This window comes from Streptomyces sp. NPDC043878 (genome assembly GCF_056435735.1).
In genome coordinates this window covers 2,009-3,861 of the sequence record NZ_JBWKDW010000060.1, presented here as the reverse complement: position 1 = coordinate 3,861, position 1,853 = coordinate 2,009, and the positions used below count along the sequence as shown (strand labels likewise).

General features: G+C 56.9%; 1 rRNA gene (cut by a window edge). It reads right to left on the bottom strand.

The features are described 5' to 3' along the window. Nucleotides 1–22 precede the first annotated feature (22 nt). Nucleotides 23–1,853 (bottom strand): 23S ribosomal RNA (locus AC07AZ_RS38035); it runs 1,391 nt beyond the window's last position.

Below are 1,853 nucleotides of genomic sequence, written 5' to 3'. Positions count from 1 at the left end.
AACACAGTGGACGCGAGCATTTGAGGACAAGCCCTCGGCCTATTAGTACCGGTCACCTCCAGCGGTTACCCGCCTTCCAGATCCGGCCTATCAACCCAGTCGTCTACTGGGAGCCTTAACCCCTCAAGGGGGTGGGAATACTCATCTCGAAGCAGGCTTCCCGCTTAGATGCTTTCAGCGGTTATCCCTCCCGAACGTAGCCAACCAGCCATGCCCTTGGCAGAACAACTGGCACACCAGAGGTTCGTCCGTCCCGGTCCTCTCGTACTAGGGACAGCCCTTCTCAATATTCCTGCGCGCGCAGCGGATAGGGACCGAACTGTCTCACGACGTTCTAAACCCAGCTCGCGTACCGCTTTAATGGGCGAACAGCCCAACCCTTGGGACCGACTCCAGCCCCAGGATGCGACGAGCCGACATCGAGGTGCCAAACCATCCCGTCGATATGGACTCTTGGGGAAGATCAGCCTGTTATCCCCGGGGTACCTTTTATCCGTTGAGCGACGGCGCTTCCACAAGCCACCGCCGGATCACTAGTCCCGACTTTCGTCCCTGCTCGACCCGTCGGTCTCACAGTCAAGCTCCCTTGTGCACTTACACTCAACACCTGATTGCCAACCAGGCTGAGGGAACCTTTGGGCGCCTCCGTTACTCTTTAGGAGGCAACCGCCCCAGTTAAACTACCCATCAGACACTGTCCCTGATCCGGATCACGGACCCAGGTTAGACATCCAGCACGACCAGACTGGTATTTCAACGACGACTCCACAACCACTGGCGTGGCCGCTTCAAAGTCTCCCAGCTATCCTACACAAGCCGAACCGAACACCAATATCAAACTGTAGTAAAGGTCCCGGGGTCTTTCCGTCCTGCTGCGCGAAACGAGCATCTTTACTCGTAGTGCAATTTCACCGGGCCTATGGTTGAGACAGTCGAGAAGTCGTTACGCCATTCGTGCAGGTCGGAACTTACCCGACAAGGAATTTCGCTACCTTAGGATGGTTATAGTTACCACCGCCGTTTACTGGCGCTTAAGTTCTCAGCTTCGCACGCCCGAAAGCGCACTAACCGGTCCCCTTAACGTTCCAGCACCGGGCAGGCGTCAGTCCGTATACATCGCCTTACGGCTTCGCACGGACCTGTGTTTTTAGTAAACAGTCGCTTCTCGCTGGTCTCTGCGGCCACCCCCAGCTCACCGAGTAAATCGGATCACCAGTGATGGCCCCCCTTCTCCCGAAGTTACGGGGGCATTTTGCCGAGTTCCTTAACCATAGTTCACCCGAACGCCTCGGTATTCTCTACCTGACCACCTGAGTCGGTTTAGGGTACGGGCCGCCATGAAACTCGCTAGAGGCTTTTCTCGACAGCATAGGATCATCCACTTCACCACAATCGGCTCGGCATCAGGTCTCAGACTATGTGCCAGGCGGATTTACCTACCTGACGTCCTACACCCTTACCCCGGGACAACCACCGCCCGGGATGGACTACCTTCCTGCGTCACCCCATCACTCACCTACTACAGGTCTGGTCCGTCGGCTCCACCACTTTCCATTCCCCGAAGGGTCCGGAACGGCTTCACGGACTTAGCATCGCCTGGTTCAATGTTTGACGCTTCACAGCGGGTACCGGAATATCAACCGGTTATCCATCGACTACGCCTGTCGGCCTCGCCTTAGGTCCCGACTTACCCTGGGCAGATCAGCTTGACCCAGGAACCCTTAGTCAATCGGCGCACACGTTTCTCACGTGTGTATCGCTACTCATGCCTGCATTCTCACTCGTGAACCGTCCACCACTGCCTTCCGGCGCGGCTTCACCCGGCACACGACGCTCCCCTACCCATCACAGCA